Origin of the sequence: Nocardia sp. NPDC051833 (assembly GCF_040681225.1) — a bacterium.
Taxonomy (GTDB): domain Bacteria; phylum Actinomycetota; class Actinomycetes; order Mycobacteriales; family Mycobacteriaceae; genus Nocardia.
The window spans coordinates 1715203-1733128 of the sequence record NZ_JBFAYK010000001.1; the positions used below are offsets into that span (position 1 = coordinate 1715203).

At 63.5% G+C, this 17926-nt stretch carries 7 protein-coding genes; 6 read left to right on the forward strand and 1 reads right to left on the reverse strand.

Annotated features, from left to right (window positions below):
* Positions 1–59 precede the first annotated feature (59 nt).
* Positions 60–485, forward strand: coding sequence for a GtrA family protein (locus AB0L91_RS07700; protein WP_365011215.1), 426 nt, complete (start codon positions 60–62; stop codon positions 483–485).
* Positions 486–495: 10 nt separating this feature from the next.
* On the opposite strand, the gene AB0L91_RS07705 is transcribed toward AB0L91_RS07700, so the two are convergent.
* Positions 496–2082: a glycosyltransferase family 39 protein gene (locus AB0L91_RS07705; protein ID WP_365008071.1), complete on the reverse strand. Its 1587-nt coding sequence runs from the start codon at positions 2080–2082 to the stop codon at positions 496–498.
* Between the two features lie 789 nt (positions 2083–2871).
* On the opposite strand from AB0L91_RS07705, the gene AB0L91_RS07710 reads away from it, so the two are divergent.
* From AB0L91_RS07710 to AB0L91_RS07730, 5 genes are read left to right on the forward strand one after another with little or no spacing between them, the layout of a single operon-like run.
* Entirely contained in the window at positions 2872–4335 is a 1464-nt protein-coding gene (locus AB0L91_RS07710; RefSeq protein ID WP_365008073.1) for a hypothetical protein, read from the forward strand.
* Positions 4322–8539: an AAA family ATPase gene (locus AB0L91_RS07715; protein WP_365008075.1), complete on the forward strand. Its 4218-nt coding sequence runs from the start codon at positions 4322–4324 to the stop codon at positions 8537–8539. The genes AB0L91_RS07710 and AB0L91_RS07715 overlap by 14 nt, the downstream gene beginning before the upstream one ends.
* Positions 8536–12198 carry an AAA domain-containing protein gene (locus AB0L91_RS07720; protein WP_365008077.1) on the forward strand — a complete coding sequence of 1221 codons (3663 nt, stop codon included), beginning with the start codon at positions 8536–8538 and terminating at the stop codon, positions 12196–12198. The genes AB0L91_RS07715 and AB0L91_RS07720 overlap by 4 nt, the downstream gene beginning before the upstream one ends.
* Positions 12195–15455, forward strand: coding sequence for a hypothetical protein (locus AB0L91_RS07725; protein WP_365008079.1), 3261 nt, complete (start codon positions 12195–12197; stop codon positions 15453–15455). Before AB0L91_RS07720 ends, AB0L91_RS07725 begins: the two co-directional genes overlap by 4 nt.
* Positions 15452–17806 carry an ATP-binding protein gene (locus AB0L91_RS07730; protein WP_365008082.1) on the forward strand — a complete coding sequence of 785 codons (2355 nt, stop codon included), beginning with the start codon at positions 15452–15454 and terminating at the stop codon, positions 17804–17806. Before AB0L91_RS07725 ends, AB0L91_RS07730 begins: the two co-directional genes overlap by 4 nt.
* Positions 17807–17926 lie beyond the last annotated feature (120 nt).

Genomic DNA, 17926 nt, shown 5'->3' on the forward strand with positions numbered 1-17926 from the left:
TAGTTCTCGTGAACAGCACCGCCTTCGCCGCCCCGCCCCTGCGTCCCGCCCTCGTCGTGCTGCCGCGCAGGGACCTGTCCGGCCGCGTGCGGCGGTTCCTGCGCGCCGATCACCCGCTCGCGCAGTTGATCCGCTTCGCGCTGGTCGGTGGCGCCAGCAATATCGCCTACGTCGCGCTGTTCGTGGCCTGCGCCGGGCTCGGTCCGCTGGCCGCCAATGTCACGGGGTCGCTGGTGAGCACGGTGATCGCGAACGAGCTACACCGTCAGCTCACCTTCCGGGCAGCGGGCCGGGTCGGCTGGTTCACCGCGCAGTGGGAGGGCGGCGGCCTGGCCCTGATCGGCCTGCTGACCAGCACCGCCGCCCTGGCCGGACTGGACGCGCTGGCGCCCGGCCTCGGTGAGTTCGCCCAGGCGGGCGCCGTGCTCGCCGTCATGGCGGCGGCGGGTGGCCTGCGCTTCCTGGCCCTGCGCGGCCTGTTCTGAGCCGGGTGGCTCAGCGCGTCGGGCGGGTGGTGGCCCTGGGGTCGCGCCAGAGCCCGAGATCGAAGTACAGGGTGGTCATGTCGTCCCACATGACCGACCACGGCTGCTTCGGTCCCGTGCAGCGCCAGACCGCGACCATGCGGTCGATGCCGGGGATGCCCATCGGATCGTCGAGCTGCGTGACCCGCTCCACCTCGGTGAACCGGGCGCGCAGGTCGGCCTCGGCGGTGTCGAGCCCGAGGTAGATCACCGAGGTCGCCGAGTCCGGCGGCGGCCCGAAGAAGCCGAAACCCCGGCTCGGGCTGTAGGTGGCGGGCAGACCGTACTCCCCGCCGAACTGCTCGACGGCGCCCGCCTGCCAGTACCCCTGCACGACGACGGCGGAGTTCGCCTTTTCCTCGGGCGTCAGTGTGTGGTAGCCGGCACCGACCGCGGACACCATTTCCGACCAATTGGTGGTGCCCCAGAACGCCGATCGGAAGCCGAGATCGATGGCGTCCTCGGCCTGCATCCGCCAACTCGCAGGCAACGGGGTGACGGTGATCATGGCAATGAATGTCAGCACCGAGATTCCGGCGATCGGAATCAATGCCAGGTTCATCCATCGTTTACGGTCGAACTGCCAGAGGCCGACGGCACCGAGGGCGAACATCGCGGGAAAGAATCCCGTCGGGTAATACGGCCGACCGTGCGTGACGACCACGAATGTGGTCATGATCACCAAGGCGACCGCGATGAACCGATACGGGCGCAGCGATTCCTGTTTGTACACCGCCCAAAAGCCGAACGCGAGCAACAACGCGCCGAGCGCGCCCGCCAAGCCGACCCACTGCGGAAAGAAACCGGGCGGACCGTAGCCGGTCGCGTCCTGCTCCGCGCCGATGATCGAGCCCATGGCCAGCTGCGGCCAATTGTGCTGGGACTGCCAGATCAGGATCGGGATCAGCGAGGCGGAGAGGATGCCGGTCGCCACCCACAGCGCGGGGCGGCGCAGGATCTCCCGCGGACCACACAGCACCACGGCCAGGCCGAGGCACGCCCAGACCAGCGGGATCATCCACTTCACCTGCATGTCCAGCGCGGCGACCAGGCCCGTGATGACGAGCAGCCGGTCCTGGCGGGTGCGCACCCAGCGGATGAACAGCCAGGTGATCACGGCGGTGAAGGTGGCGTCGAAGGAGAAGGTGCTCAGGATGACCTGGGTCGCCACCAGGTACGACGTCGCGTAGGTGCCCGCGGCGAGCAGCTGCGCGCGGTGACTGCCGCGCAGTTCGTAGGCGATCAGCGCCGACACGACGACCGCGCCGACGCCCATCACCACCGCGGGAAAGCGCAGCGCCGTCGTCGATCCCGGCGCGAGCACATCGGCGATCCAGGCGAACAGCGGCACCACCACGCCCTGGTCGGCGTAGGTGTAGTCGAGCCGCCGTCCGGCCGACAGGAAGTAGAGCTCGTCACCGAAGAACTCGTAGCGTCCCGCCGTCACGGTCAGCGCAATCGCGGTAATCGTCGCGATCAGCGCGACACCGCGAAAAGCGAACGACGGGTCGGTATTCGGAATTTCCGGCTCGGCGCGAACCGCGACGACCGCTGTCATGAATTACCCCTGGTACTCCCACAGACGCATTCGGCGCCCCCTCCCGACTGGTGGCGCCACATCTGTTCGCTGATGAACCGATTCCTCCCCGGCAGCGAACTTGATGAGCGCGAGCGCTCGCGGTCCTGCTCGGATTATCCAGTTTCGGAGAACGTTAATGCCTGCTACCAGGCTCCGCAAATACACAGCACAGTCATAGCGGATGGCTGTAAATGAGCAGGACGAAGCTACCGCGAAATTGTGACCTGGGTAATAAATTCCAGGTGAACGAATATGTAACGCGGGTCATTCGAATCGACGGAACGCAAAGCGAGTCATTCAGGTACGCGTCGGTAACCATTCAGCTGACCGACAAAAACGAAGTACCCCACACACATCGGCGCAAACCATATTTTTATGGGCATGTTCGCGAGGCACCCCGTACGTAGAATCCGCGCCGTGCGCGCGGCCGAGCCCCAGCCCGTTCGCGGTGCCGCGCCGCAGGGCGACGGCAGCCGCCGTCGCCGACAGCTATGTCTGACGACCCGTCTGGCCTCGGCCTGCCCGACACACCACCCAAGCGGCCAACAGTGTCACCGATGATGCGAACACCGGAACCGACAGGCGCGAGACCGTGAGCCCGACCATCGAGTCCACCCGGACCCAAGAGAAGACCGTCCGGAAACCGCCCGAAATCGTTCTCGGGCAACATGGCTGGCCCGGCCAAGGCAAGAAGACTCAATCCTGATACCCGCAAACCGGGCCTCTGGAAACCAGAAGACCTCCGTCCGAGTCCGCTACCGTTGAGTGATGGAGTCGCAGGGGGGTACCAGCTACCCACTGATCCGCCGCAGTGCGTGCTACGACGCGGTCGTACTGGTTCCCGGAATCATGGGTAGTCGCCTGTACGACACAGAGAACAACTGCTGGGTATGGGGCATGGAACAGGTGGTTCAGTACTCGTTGAGGTGGCGACATCGACGAGGTCTACGGGCACTGCATGTCACCGACGCGGAGCGCGAGGGGCGCACCGGGCGGATCAAGGCTTGCGGCCTGCTGGAGGCACCTGCGTGGGCGCCCGTCCTACGAGGGCAGGAGCCGTACCGAGATCTCGTAGACGGATTGCGGACCGCGGTCGCCCACCCCGATGCCATCCTGGAATTCGCCTATGACTGGCGGCTTTCCGTCGATCACAATGCCACCCTGCTGGCACGTGCCGCGACTGACCATCTGGCAGCCTGGAGAAGGCACCCAGCCTACGACAAGGCACGACAGGCGGACCCTGATGCGCGGGATGCCCAGCTGGTCATGTTGGCCCACTCCATGGGAGGCCTGCTGTGCTGGGCGATGGCCGGAATATCCGGGGCGTCCGACGACGTACGAGCCACTCTGACCTTCGGCACGCCGTTCCAGGGCGCTGTCAAAACCACGGAGATGCTGAACTCGGGACGGGGTGCACCGGGGCTTCTGTCGCGCAAACACGTCGGCGAGCTGGCCAAAACCCTTCCGGGACTACACGATCTCCTGCCAACCTACCGATGCATGCAAGGACGCGATGGTCTTTCCGCGTTGACAGTCAGCGACGTTGCCGCCATCGGTGGCGACGCCGACCTCTCGAAGGAAACTTTCGAGAGATTCCGACGACTCGCCGACACCACAATGGTCGGACACCGGCGCTTCGTCGGCACCGGGCAAGAGACCTCGCAGAGCCTACGCATGGTCGACGGAAGAGTTCTGCCGATGAACTACCGAGTCCGGCTAGGCCCCGACGGCGCGGTGGTCACCGACCCCCGAACGAGACGCCCGATCGCGGACAACCACAAGGGTGACGGCACGGTCTACCGATACGCCGGCGACTTTCCCGGTACCGAGGAGAACACCGTCGTCCAGCAACATCAGTCGTTGGGCCGATCGAAGACGGTGATCGACGCGGCCTATGGCTTGCTCACACATATCCCGGAGCGCGAATTCGTCCTCGGTAAAGCCGAACTCGGCCTCGTCGTCCCTGAATTCGTTCCCGTAGGCGAACCGTTCGACATCGTCGCCACAGACGTCACCGAACCCGACCGCGTGAGCTGTCGTGTCGAGAACACTGGCAGCTACGACGAAACAGTAGCGCGGCCGACGCTCTACCGGCGAGACCACGACGACCAGGTGACAGCCACTGTCACCATCCGTCAGCCGGGACTGTACCGAGTTGCGGTCAGCGGTGGTGCCGAACCGGTCACACAATTGGTGATGGTCGATCGGCTCGATAACGATGACAGCGATTGACCCGACCTCTAGCACCGCATCGGACGACCGCTCGAACCGATTCGATGTCGTATTGCTGCCACACGGCAATTACCTGGACACCCAACGGTACCCGGAGTTCGATGCCGATACTGAGGCATCCGCTATTGCGGAGCTGCTGAACCAGCTCGGTGGCGAGGGGCACGTATGGGAGCCGAGAGGAGGACTACGAGACCTGTCGGCCACCGTCCACCGATTGCAAGAGTGGTCAGGGCGGGCGAGCGGGCGAAGTTCAGTTCTCGTCTGGATCGGGCACGGACCGTCCAACGCGGATTCCGCGTCGCTGATCGTCAGCGGTGCGCAGGGCGAGCGTGAGGACCTCGATCTACAGCCCGCCATCGTGGCGTGGCACATTCGCCGCGAATATGCTCGACGACGTGATCGGCGCGACTGGGTCATCGTCGTGGTCGAGGCGTGCTCAGCGGCCGCGTTCGTATCCGAGGTTGGTCTCGAATTGCGCAAGACGCGGGGTCTCGAAGGGATTCTGCTGCTCGCTTCCGGCGGTGACCAGGGCAGCGGATACCTTGCTCGGTTCCGGCGAGCGCTGGCGGAGTGGATCGACGAGCTCCAGCCGACCGATACTGTCATTCGCCTCGCGGACCTCCACACTCGTTTCGAGGAGTCGCTCGTACCGGGGCTGGTCGATAAGTTCACGCTTGCGCGCAGCCACCCGATCGTCCGACCAACTCGTTTGCCAGGTTTGCAGACCTCGGTCGAGGCCTTCGCCGAGCTCACCCGGATCGTTGAAGGCCTACCCGCACAGCAGCGGATCACGTTCGCACGCATGGGCAGCAACGCCGATCTCGGTGAGGTCGCATGGCATTTCGTCGGTCGCGACCACGAACGAGCCGAGATTGCGACCTGGCTGGCCGGTTCCAATCATGGAGTCCTGGCTGTGACAGGCCCGCGCGGCGTCGGGAAATCAGCGGTATTGGGGAACCTGTTGCTGCATTCCCGCCCAGAGCTGGCTGGAGTGCTCGCCGAAGCTGGATTCTCCAGCGGGCGATGGCCGAGGTCCGGACGTCCGCCGACAATCGACGCGTCGGTCCATCTCGCTGGAATGACCGTGGCGGAAGTCATCTCAAGTCTCGTCGATGCCCTGGGGATTTCCGCACCAGGAGCCGTCCCGGAGCAACCGCGCCACGACATCGTCTCCGCATTGGGCGAGGTGGGTCAGGCGGCCGGATTCACCGTCCTGGCAGATGCCCTCGATGAAGCCGCCGAACCGATGGGGGTGGCCGCGCTGTTGAACGAGATCGGTTCGCTCCGCGGCGTACGCGTCGTGGTGGGTGTTCGAACACCGGAATCACGTCCACAGCAGTCCGCCGGTGATCCAACTCTGCTACGCCAACTCGGGTTGGGTCACCCGCATGTTCGCGATCTCGTCATCACCTCCTCGAACGAACTTATCGCGGAATACCTGGAGCGGCGGATGGCCGGTGCGGGCGTCGCCGGGGCCGCCGTCGGAAAGGTGCTCGGGCTTGCGCGGTCCGTGCAGGTCGGCCACACTGCTGGACTACGCACCTTCCTCGACGCGAATCTGGCTGCGCACGCCATTCTGTCCGACCGGGAGATACTTTCTGAGGAACGGACAGACGAGCTCGTCGAGCTGCTGTCTTCAGACTACGAGCGCCTCTTTCGCTCCACCGTCGACCAATTGACCGACCGGATTCCGAAAGCTCGCTACGCGTTGGAGGCCCTCGCTGTCGCCCAGGGCAGAGGTCTGCCGATGGCGGGGCAGATCTGGGCTGCGTCAGCGACAGCGCTCTACGGCGAAAAAGTCACCGGCGCTGACATATCGGCGGCACGCTCGGCTGCCGCCCCCTACATCTTGCTCGATGTCGAAGACGGCCAGAGTGTGTATCGGCTGGCCAACCAGGCGCTTCGTGAGGCCCTGCAAGCATCTGCAGTCTCGACGGCCCCTGCGGAGAACGTGGCGAAGGCGCTGTTGACAGTCGCGACACAGACGGGTTCGGATCTGAATCCCTATCTTGTGCGGCATCTCCCAGCTCACCTCGCAGCCTTGGGAGGAAAAGGTTGGGACCTGGTGGTCGAGCACCTCGACGTGCTCGATCGGCTGGATGCTCGGGCCGTCGCCTTCTACGCCATGAGAGACGGCGATACATCCGCGCTTCCTCCGGCAGTAACCGGCACGATCGCGACGGCCCACTTGGCCGTTGATACCGATTCGAACCGCGCCGGCCTACGCGAACTCGGATCCGCACGCACGACCGGAGTTCCGCCGGCCGCGCATTACACAGAGGATCAGGTCTGGGGTGTCCGCTGGGCACATCTGGCTCGCCACTCGCTGCACCTCACACTGAACGCCCATCCCGGCCAAGTCAGGACGCTGGCGGCATTCCCGTCCGGCTCCGGCACGCTGCTCGCCACCGGGAGCAGCGATGGGCTGGTACGGGTGTGGGATCCGCTCACCGGCAATCTCGCCGCACAGGCACCCGTGCCCCACGCCGGGGCCATCACCGCTCTGGCAGCGTGCGGAACGCCAGCGGGAGGCGTGGTGGCAAGTCTCGGCGCGGACATGGTTGTCCATGTGTGGAACTACGCGACCCGTCAACCGATGTGTGCCCCATTTCCGGTCAAGGAGAACATCTCAGCGCTGTGCTTGATCGCCGAAGATGATCAGCCGATACTTCTGGCCAGCGGCGGGTGGAACGGTCGAATCCGTTTGTGGAGATTGGATTCAAGTACACCGACCTCCGCCCGCCCGCCGAATCACGACGGTGCCGCGGTGTCCGCCCTGCACACCTGGGTCGACCCCACCGGTGTGCTTCAGCTGGTCTCGGCTGGAGCCGACCACGTTGTGAATATTTGGCGCCACGACGGAACCGACGCTCCGCTCCGCTGGCGGTGTCCGATCCCATTCTCGACCGTAGCCGTATTTTCGGACCGAGATGGCCGGCTTAGAATCGCGACCGCTGGTAAGGACTCGACAGTTCGATTGTGGGACAAAGACTCTAGGCAGATCGGGCAACCGCTCTCGGCGCCGCTCGTGCGTGTCTTGACCGTGCTGAGATACTCCGACCGCTCGTTGCTCGCCGCCGCTGGAGCTGACGGCGTTATCAGACTGTGGGATACCAGCACCGGCGCTACGGTCGACGCTCCGCTCATCGGGCACGCGGGTGAGATCACCTCGATTGTGGCGATCAGCCACTCGGACGGCCGCGTCGAACTGGCCACCGGAGGGCTTGATCGCACCGTACGAGTATGGGACCCCGTCGGGAATGGTCAGCATGATCGCCCTGTGATAACCGCATCGGGTAGCCATCCCACGATGCTTGCCGCAGTAGCCTCAAGTGCGGGAACAGTCCTCGTCACAGGCGTCGCGGCCGGGATCACCCTGTTCGATGCGACAAGCGGGGAGGAGCTCTCGCGGCGACGGCCGATGCTCGATGAGCCGATCTGCGCGCTACATGCGTCGTCCGCGCTCGGCACGAAATTGGTAATCGGAACGGAATCAGCGTTGTGGCTATCAGATCTGGCGGACGCCAGGATTTCGTGCCTCGCCCGTACCGAGTCGATGTGTGCAACAGCATCTTTTGACAACGGAGGGGGAGTCACTGTCGTCGTTGTCGTCTGCGAGGACGACGGCGTAGCCCACCTGTGGGATGCGTCGACCGGGCGCGAGGCCCGCCCCTCGTTCGCCGCTCACAACGGACGCGTTCGCACGGTGGCCGCGGGGTACGACCAGGCGGGGCGCGCAATCTTGGCCGTTGGCGGCGACGACCATACGGTCGCCGTATGGGACCCGTGGACCCCGAAAGCTATCGCGCCGCGACTGACCGGCTTCGGTTACCCAGTGCGTAACCTCGCGTTCCTGACAGGCCGAGACGGAACGAAACTCCTCGCAGCAGCTGATCGCGAGTGCGTCCTCACTTGGAATACCGAAACGTGGCAACGATCCGGCCCTGCCCTGAACGGCCTCCAGGAATGGATCGTCGCCCTGGCGGTACTGCCCAGCGGCGGGGGCGATCTGTTGGTCGCGGGAACCGATGACGGGATGGTGTGTGTCTGGGATCCGATTTCGCCCGAGCCGAAACACTATATTCCGCTGGGCTCCCCAGTGCTGTCAATGGTGGTACTTGGCAATGACTTGGCCGTCGCGACATCGGACGGCACTGTCGCACTCCGTTGGAATCCGGCCTGGTTGAACAAGGAGAACCCATGACATCTGAGGCGATCAGCCAACATGAACACTACAAGGCTCTCATCAATCGGCTCTTCTGCCGGAAGTCCGCGCCCTACGGCGGGTTCGATATCATCGGCGATCCGACCATCCTGGCGGCAGACACAATTGTGCGGGCCCAGCTCATGCGAAAAGGAGACGAGCTGGGTCGGTACGAGCTCCAGTTGTTCGACGGAGTTGAAGGTTTCGCCGGGGATCTTTGGGAATACGGTCTGCACAGTTTGATGCGGCTGGACGCGTTGGACCATCCCGCCCTCCCCCGGATCGAGAACGGCGCTTTCGACGTCGCCGAACGTATAGCATTCACGCTGACGGACTATCCCGGCGAGCCGGTGAATCTCGACGAGACCATCGAATGGGCACGCACGAATCCAGCCGCAGCCTGGGAACAATTCAGTCTGCTCACAGATGCTCTGAGTGAATTGAACGGCGCGCAGGTGCTGCATCGGAATCTGACCGTTGCCTCATTGCGCTCGTACCATCCGGACGACGGCGACCGCGCTCTGCGCCTGTGCGGTTTCGAGATGAGCACTCTAATCGGCGACATTCTCCGCCGGGGTAGCTATCGCGAGCAACGGGAACGAGAGCGTCTGCGGGAGTTGTACTTACAACCACCGCCGAATCTGGAGCGTGCACGGCACTACCTGTACTTTGCACCCGAATTGCACACCTATCTCTTCGAGAGCCGAGCCGACGGTAGACACGAGTGGGTGACAACCGATGTCTTCGGATTGGGTGTTCTCGGATGGGAACTGTTCGTCGGCCCGATACCGGAGCTGCTCCCTCAACCGTATGCCGCCGTGGCTTCGGCGACAGGCTCAGACATCGCAGATGCCCTTGCCCGGATGCACCGTGAGATGCGGTCCCGCCTGACCAGCCAGGGAAACTTGCCGCGCGCCCTCACAACGCTGCTGTTGTCGATGCTCGACAGCGATCCCGTCACCCGCACAACTTCGTTCGACGCAGCGACCGCCATAGCCAAGAACTGGGAAATGTTCAGCGAACGTGACGAGATCACGCTCCCGGCACCGTACCTGGTCGCCTTTATGCCAGACCTGTCCGTCGAAACGCTCTATACCGAGCGGCATTGGATCGCGCACCCACCGACGGAGGCCGCCGGCCGAGCCGAACTCGCGACGTTCTTGGAAAAGGAACTGGCAGGAACGGAATTGGTGCATTGCCCGACCGGAGCGATCGGCTACGTTCCGCCCCGTTATCGTGGCGATACCGCGCTGGAAGATGCCCAGTGGGTGCTCATCGGTGCGCAGGCAGTGTGGTTCTGCGCTCCTCTCAAGGAGTGGATCGGCGAGCAGGAGATCGTCGACGACCGAATCCTGGTGATCAGATTTCTCGCCGATCGCCCGTTCGCCCGAGATCTCATCGGCAAGCGACCTCGGCGAAGCGTGAGCTCATTCGAGCTGATCCCCTTCCGGCTTCGCACACCGATTCACAAGGATCGCACCGACCATCCTTCCTGGAAGTCACTGTTCGACGGAGTCACCTCGACCAAGCGTAAGCACCCCGCCGATTTCGAGTTCGTACAATCGCTTCGGTTCCTCCTGGAATATCAGCAGACCGAGACGGTGGCACGTTGCTATGCCTTCCATAGACTCGACCCGGCGGAACGCGGAACGGTTGTGATCGAATTCGACTCCGCACGTGACGATCTCCGTCGACACGGTTCGCCGATGTTGACCTACTTCTCCATGGACAATCGCCGACGGCCGATGTTCGGCGATTTCTTCGATCAGCTCGACCCAGGGGACAAACCTATCGTTCAGCTGGAGATCTCGCGTAGCGGGCGCAGGCCGGACTTTCGCCGGGCCACCATCGTGGTCGACTTTGTACGCCGACGCAGCGCGACCGAGATCGAGGTGTCGACGCTCGGCGGTGACCGGATACCTGCACATGGCTGGATACGCGCAACCTCCGACAGCGGAACCGCCCCGCAGTTGCGGCGACAAGCCCGAGCGCTGATCGATCTGGAGAACAAGACCGCATTGATCCGCGCGCTGCGCAATCCCACGTCCATCGACTTCAGCCGTGGGAGGAACTACTCCGGACCGCCCGAGAAGCTGCAGGGAAACGCGGAGACCGTGATAGGCAAGATGCTTGCGCTACAGCCCTTCTACGCCCTTCAGGGGCCACCAGGCACGGGCAAGACCATGGTCGCGTCGGAGGCTCTACTCCGGTACCTGACGGCAGATCCAGGAAGACGGGTCCTGGTCACCGCACAGGCCAACTTCGCGCTGGACCACCTCGGCCTCGAGTTGATCAAGAAACTCCCGAAACACACACTTGTGCTGCGCTGGACATCCGACAGCCTGGATACCGACCCGGAAGGCGCAGGGACAGATCCTTCGGCAGCCACCGCTGGCCGCCGAAGGATCCACGAGGATCTCGTGCCGCATGTGATCGAACGCCTCACTCACCGCACGGTCGCCGATATCGAACGCGAAATAGCCGCGCGGATGGACGGATCGATCTCTGCCGAGGAGTCGTGGTCGCCTGAGGAGTTGCGGCTTGCCAAGCAATGGGCCCAGATCGTTCGGGATGACCGGATCGAGTTGTCCGATCGCATCATTGCCGGCGCGAACGTGGTGCTGGCTACATGTTCGATGGCAGCGAAGCTGCGGAGTGATGTGCCGAGCTCCGGGGAGCACTTCGATTGGGTGATCGTCGAGGAGGCTGCCAAGGCGTGGCCTACGGAACTCATCGTCCCGTTGACCCTCGGCACACGATGGACGCTGATCGGAGATCATCGCCAGCTCGGGGCGCATCGCGCGCACGACGTCGAGAATTTTCTTGATGGTCTGTCGACAGCCTCCGACGATTCTCCTATCAAAGCCCATTTTCAGCAGAAGGCGATGCGATTGGAAGCACTCAATCTGTTCCGCACATTCTTCGAGCGCGAGACCGAACCGCTCTCGCCGGAACAGCTCGCGCGGCGACCATGGGATAGCTTGACCAAGCAGTTCCGTATGCATCCAGATATCGCAGAGCCGGTTGGGCGGTCTTTCTACCCGATAACACCACCGCAGGAGGATGCGGACGATCTGCCCATGAGCTTCCTCACCACCGGTACGAAGCCTGGATGGAATCCGTCACACAGAATCACTTCACCGACCGAGCTAGGTGAGCGCCCGCTGGTGTGGATCGACACAAAGGGAGCGGAGACTCATCGGCAGATACCACGCTGGAGCAATCCAGGCGAAGTCGAACTGGTCGCCAAGCTCGTCGAAACGATCCGACCAAAATCACTGCCCGCCGGCGCCGAGGGCGAGAACAGTCTGGTTGTCCTGACACCCTATGCCTCCCAAGTACTTGCTCTACGGCGCATGGGCGAACTGGCCGGACGAGTGCACACGGTGCACTCGTTCCAGGGGCGACAGGCTGATCGAGTAGTGGTATCACTGGTCCGCACCGGACCAGCGCGCGGAGCGACGGTGATGTCGAATGTCGGGCACGTGGGTCAGCCGGAGGTTGCCAACGTACTGTTGTCCAGGGCGCAGCGGTTGCTGGTGCTGGTCGGCGACCTGGAGCACTTTGCAGAGTACGGCGGCGAGTGCTGGACCACTATCGTCTCGACAATCGAACGATACGGTGCTGTGGTCGGGATCGATGATCTGGAGTGGCTGTGAACGGCGTCGTCGAACTGGCCATCCCGTGCCGGCAGGTGATCCTGACAGTCGATGTGGGCCACGAGGCGGACTTCACCAGCCTCGAGGAGTTGGTCGCGCGGGCCTTGTTGGTGCCACGGGCACAAGTGCACGATGACGAACACCCTCAACATCACGATGCCACAAGCCTGTCAGCCCTGTTCGCCGTGCCGCACCGGGTCATGATCAACGTGCTGCATACATTGTGGAGTAAAGGCTACATCTGCATCGACTTCGACAGCGGCGGTCGGCTGAACCTGGCCGAACATGCGCTGGAGCGCCTCACCAAGCACCAAACACTCCAGGATGCTTCGGTCACCCGACAGCGAAGATCGTTTCTGTTCGAGCCGATCACCGGCCGCATCTTCAGCGTAGACCAGGGTGATTCCAGGCCACATGAGGGCAGTTTGATTCTGCCTCGGGTATCGGGTTCAGAGGAACGTGATCTGCCGCCGACCGAGCTACTCCGGGCCGTACAGAGAGCTTTTCGGAGTGAGCGACGCTGGGCAGGTCGTCGCAATATACTGCGCGTGGGTTTCGACAACCCGATACTGCGCGAGCCTGCGAAGGACCTGTGGATTCACGAAATCGCGGACGTCCAGCTCGACTCGGAGTCCGGTCGGCTGCGCACGACTATTCGCAACGACCTGTTGTGGGGCCACACCGCAGTATGGCGACTGAGCAACTATCTTGCCGATCTAGTCCTCGAACAACCGCCAGAGTTGCCGTTCGTACAGTCGTTGACAGCCAACGCGAGGAGGGACCGCACCGAGGCGGTCAGTGCAGAACGGACGCTGGCAGCGATGTGGTCGATGGTGCACGAACTCGCGGACATCGAGGTCAATTCAGCTGACGCGCAACAGAGGGTCTTGACCAGGCTACTCAGTCGGTTGTCTGAACGGATTGATGTCTTGGACCGGGCGCGCGCGGAAGTGACACCAGTGCAACGTGCTGCCGGTTTCGCATGGCAGATAGAGGAGTTGCTGCGCACGGCCCGAAAGCAGGTCGTATTCCTGGTCCCCGAGATCCGGTACAGCGCACTGCATCCTCTGTTGCCGTTGCTGCGAGAGACTGTGGACCGAGGCGTCCGTCTGGTTCTCGTCTGGGGACGTCGAGCGGGAGCCGCACTCGACGTCCCGGTCAGTAATGCCCTGGTGGAACTCGCCCGACGCCGAGGTGGTCCTGTGCTCTACTCCGCGACCAAGAGCGCTGAGAGCAGCGCGTGTGCTGTGATCAAGGACAACACCCATGCCCTCGTCAGCTATCGCAGCGTCATGACGATGGACCTAGCCGGACAGGCGAACGACGTTGGCGTGGTGATCAGCCCGAGCTCGGACGGGCCGAGAGAACCGGTGGCAGTCACCGAGATGCTGCGTTGGGCATCCGACCGGCTACCGGGGTTGTTGGGCAGGCGGATGCTGATGCGCGCGGAGGACTTCCAGCCCGCACAGCATGCTCGAACACATGCGACTTCCACGACCAGCACTTTGCACCCACCAGTACTCGGATCCGACGCCGATCATCCAGCGCTGAAGCTCTGGGCGCAGAAGTGGGCGGAATGCTGCACGATCATGGGCGATGAGCTGCGCCGACGCTACACCAGCGGATCGGTGGCTGAATTCCTCTCAGGCGGGACACAGTACGACGCGATGTGGGAGGCGCTTCACGCCGCCGAGCGCGACATCGTCATCTCGTCCGATTTCGGCGACGGTGGCGGAGCTCTACTCGGTGTGTTGCGCGAACGGCTCCGCACGGGTACCACCGTTCAAGTCGTCTACGGACCGGACAACCGATCCGCGGGACGCCCCGCGATCTGCGGCCTCGGCTCCGAGAAATACACCAACGCTCCTCGGATTCTCAGTAGACAACCGGCAGCAAATATCGTGTGCGCCGACGACGTAACAGTGATCGGATGCTTCGTGCCGTTGGGGGCCTCGATCACTCGCGAAAATGCACAGTCCCGCGGAACGAACGGATTCGGTCTGCGAATCGCATCACATGCCTTCCCCACCGAGATCGCCGGCGCTGTCGGGTGCGGGTTCAGAAGCGAACGGCCCGCCGGAAATACGGATGATTCCAGCCCTGTCGGCACACGGACGAGCGGCCGGTCAGCAGCGCTGCTCGTCCGCGCCGATGCGCTGCGGCACAAGGCTTCGGGCCGTTTCGGCCATGTGGTCGGGGCGCGGATAGCCGAGCTCGATCAGCCGTGGACCCTGCTCGACGCGTGGCAGGAATCGGGGGTGCCATCCGACGAACTTCGAGCGGCGGCCGCGGCATTCGTAAGAATTGCCGAGCCCAGCTCGTCAGAACGGTTCACCTGGACGCGGTGGCTACTGGAGGACTCCTGGGCGCGCGGAGCGTTTGTCGAGGCCGCGGTGCTAGCGGGCGCAATCCGACATCATCGGGATTCCCCGTTTGCGCCGCACGCATGGGTCGCGGCAGCCGCGTTGGAGGTCCCGGTCGGTGCCGAACTCGACAATGCGGCGCTGGAGTTGTCCTTTCGCGAGCCGGACGAGCAGATCGGCGGTGTAGCTGGTGCACTCGCGGAGACTCTGCTGTGGTCTGGCCACAACGGACCCGGTGCGACCGAGATTCTCCAGGAATCGCTGCCGGATTCGTGGCGGACAGTCGCAGACCACACCACGCGTGTGGCCGCGAGTACATGGTCGAGGGTTCCGCTATCGGAAGCTCTGCCACTGTTGACCAGCTCGAGAAACAGGCTGAATGCCCGAGCACGATGGGAGACGATCGCTTCCGAAATCGACAAGATCAAGCGGTTGAATCGGTTCAGCTTCTCGGTCGGCGTGGCACTTCATCGCAGGCTATTCGAACCCGACGGGTTGCTGACGATGATCGAATCTGCGTCTCTGAGTGCTGATTCGGATCGCAAACTCTCAGCGTCGGAGCTCCCGAAAGACGTGCGCGGCTATCTCGACGACGAGATCGCCGCTATCGGCGCGGAGCCGATGGAGTGGTCGCGGCAACTGGCGTTCGCCAGGAACATCGAAAGCATCGTGCTCCAGACCCGAATGCTGCTCGAATCCGGTCCCCGATCGGAAACCGCCGCACGCCACGACCTGATCCTTGCGCCGTATTCAGAATTGGCGGATCTGGTCCTCGATACAAGGGATGCGCTCTATACCGACGCCAATGCACTACCCCGTCCACATGCGTATCCGATACTCGCCTTGCTGGATCGGCTCCAGCCGTTGGCGACCTGGGCGAAAGTACGCCGATGACTCAGTTGCCGATCAGTGTGTTAGCAGTCTGGCCGGGCCGCTTCCGCTTCGTGGAGTTGCTGATCGTGCTCACAGAGTCGCCTGATTCTGCAAGCACGACGGCTGTGGACGCAGTTCTCGCCGGGCTCGTCGCCGGTCAGGACGAACCGGCAGTCTTCGATGAATTGGTGGCTGCGGGGAGGTTCGATGTCGCATCCAGGATGGTCGAGGAGTACCCGGGGTTCACCGACGACGCCACACGACTTCGACAGTGTATTCACGACGCTCAGGAAGCTCGCCGCGGCGAGCTCGAGGTCCGCCTACGGGCGCTGTCCGAGCGTGCTGAGCACGCAGGGGTGTCATTCGTGTGCGACATGGACCGCTGGATGGACGTGTGCGGGTCGGATTGGTCAAAGGTCGAACGCGACCTTCGGAAGCTCGAAGACCAGCTGTCGACGGATATCGATAGCCGCCGCACCGAGCTCCGCGCTCTGCGCGCCATCGAAGCGTCTCAGCCTGCCGAAAGGCAGGTCTACACAGCATTGATCGATGCCGGACACCTGCGTGCCGCACAAAGGATGCTCGACAGCGGTGCGGCACCGACAGGTCCGGAGGCTGCGCCACGTCTGTCCCGGTGGGAGTGGACTGACCCAGCAGAAGAGGTACTGCGCTGGTACACCGATGCGCCACAACGTCGCCCGATGCGATTCGAACGCCTCAACCGACACGACACGGCGGCCAATGACGCGGTCGAAGCCTGCCAGCGGCTGTGGGACGACATAGCGGGTGCAAGTTCGGAAGTAGCCATCGCGTTCAACAGCCTTCTCGGCGCGGACCGGGATGCGATCGTCGTTCATGCGGTACCAGGCGGCTCCTTGGCGACTTTGCACAATCTCTTCGACCACCCGCAGACGCGCCGTTTCCATCCCGGCGGCACAATCGAGGTCTACGTCGCTGAGCGCGGAACTACGCACGTTCCAGACGAGTTGGTCACCGCGACACCGTGTATTGCACTCGGACCTGATCTCGTGAAGTCGAGTGCAGTGGGGCGCACCGCTGTCGCAACGATCACGCTGCGCGACTTGCTGCTGCTGGTCGCGCAACCCGCGCAATATCGGTCGGTATCGGTGCTCCGCCTAGCCGCGCGGCAATGGCCGATAGCAGCCTTGTCGGCCGACAGCACCGTACGACTGGAAAAGCTCTGGGGAGTCGATGAAGGTGATCGGTTCTCGACTCTGTGCTGGCTACTGGACCTCGCGGGACTCGGGGACACTGTCGCCGCCGACATGATCGCGTATCAAACCGGGCTGGATTCCGGGCTGACCGTCCAATTGCTCGACTACCTTTTGCAGCGGGAGAACCGCAGGTTGCCGATACCGGCGGGTGTCGGAATCTGGGCCCGCGACGGTGGAAACGGGGATCGTGTGGCAGCGACGATTCTGACGCCGATCAGTCGGTCTCCTCAGGCCGTACTCGCATTCTGGGCCGCCTACACGGCGCAGGCTGAAGGAACGAGCCGCGCGTCCGATGCCGCAGCCCAATGCGACGATGAGGTAGCCGCGGACGCGGTGCGTGCGGGATGGAACGAACTGGAGCCACTGTGGCTGTTGAACCAGCAGCGGGACGGTGTAGTTCGGTTCCGATCTTGTGGAGCGCTCGTCGCGTTGCGCGATCTGGCGCCCGCCAAGCTCGAAGAGGCCCAGCGGGAGGTTCTCAAGCGATCGATCGCGGTCGACGCCGACAGCCTCCGACTCGATAGGTGGGTTCGGCATCGGCATGCGCTCAGCCCCGCCCGCGAGGAGTATCTACGATTGGTCGACGACCCAACCGCCGCCGCCACCGCCCGCATGGCCGTCTGGGACCGTATGCACGCGCAAACTGCAGGAATTGTCGATGTGCATCCACGCCTCACAGGACAAGCAGATGTCGACGCGGTACTGCAGGCAATGCGCAGCGACTTCGTCGACACCCACCCTGACCTCCATCTCGTGGTGGACAACGTATCAGGGCTGACAGTCGCGGTCACGGCAGAATTGCTCGCATTCGTCGTGTTCGAACTCGTCGACAACGCGGCAGAAGCAGTCCGCGACAACACCGGCCGGGGCACCATTTCCATTTCGGCGCGCGCTGAGGAGAGGGATGTCATCGTAACCGTGAGGGACAGCGGCCCTGGGTTCGGCCGGGAAACAGAAAGTACCTACCGCTTTCTTCGCAAGGGAGTGGGAACACGAGGTCCCGGCCGCGGGAATGGGCTCTACCAGGTCCGCCAGCTTGCGCAATCAGTCGACGGCGACCTTTTCCTGGACTCCGGGCCCCAAAACCATCCAGTGTTGTCCGGCGCCCGGGTACGCGTAGTGCTCCCCGCCGGCTGAGAAATATCACGTTCAGTCGGCACGATCACCAGCGAGCGGTGACAAGGGCAGACTACGAACGGCGACGTGATCGCCCCGGCTTCCGCATCCCGCTCCACCAACGGGCGCCGCCAGCCTGCC